The organism is Buttiauxella noackiae ATCC 51607 (genome assembly GCF_001654865.1).
In the GTDB taxonomy this organism is placed as follows: Bacteria; Pseudomonadota; Gammaproteobacteria; order Enterobacterales; family Enterobacteriaceae; genus Buttiauxella; species Buttiauxella noackiae.
This window is the reverse complement of record NZ_LXEO01000083.1, coordinates 1-928: the sequence shown is the minus strand read 5'-3', so window position 1 is coordinate 928 and position 928 is coordinate 1. Positions and strand designations below refer to the sequence as shown.

Annotated in this window: 1 protein-coding gene; it reads left to right on the top strand. The window is 44.3% G+C overall.

The window, feature by feature from the left end:
* A partial coding sequence (locus M979_RS22200; protein ID WP_157093301.1) for an invasin domain 3-containing protein occupies positions 1–555 on the top strand: 555 nt, incomplete at its 5' end.
* Positions 556–928 lie beyond the last annotated feature (373 nt).

The window sequence follows — 928 nt, the reverse complement described above, 5'->3', positions numbered from 1 at the left end:
ACCCTGGATCTGTCTGCAGCGATGGTCGCGGCCGACAACTCTCACACTGTCAGTGTGATCTTCACGGCGAAGGATGCAGCAGGTAAGGCGGTTGCGGGTCTGAGCGGCGTGACCTTTGCGACCACCCAGTCCGGTGTCACCTTCGGCACGGTCAGTGAGAGCAGCGGTGTCTACAGCGCGACGGTCAAGGCCGACAGCTCAGTTCTGAGCGCGGCCGTTAATGCGGGTGTTATGGCCACCATTACGGTGAGCGTGGGCGGTACGGTGGTCAGTGGTAAAACGGTTGATTTAAGATTGCAAGGAGGCTATTTTATTCAGGACAACGGTGGTACTGGTCACTCAATTATGTACGGGCTTAATCCTGCAATAACATATCAGGCGATGCCTACAGTGGTATTTGAGACAAATGCACCTGGAGTTAATATTGGGCCAGTTACAGAGTCTAACACTTGGTATAAGAGTAAGATTTCAGGCACTCCAGGTACAACTGCTACTTTCACAGTGAAAGTGAATGGAAAGGAAGAGCCTGGACGTACGATTACAGTTCAATTTTAATATCGAAATATGAATTTAGTGAGGACTTAAATTTATAGATGTATGAATTGATATAAACTTTACTGAATTGATTGTTTTTCATTAGCAATACTGGCTGAAGAGGTTTCTCTCCAGCCAGTATTTTATAATTTTAAGAAACCTTATTAAGTGGAAAGACATTTAATAACCCAGTTAACTTAATCATCACAAAACCTAAGTAACGTTTATTGTGGGTTTTTGTCGCATTAAAATTGCGTCAGATAAGATACTATGTTCCCTGACTATATCTCTGATCTGAAAAGCCTTCAGTCACCTACATTACCCTGTCGATGTTATCGCGCAATGTGTCCGCTGGTATTGTAAGTATCCCGCTAAACCGAACCATTCACTTTTA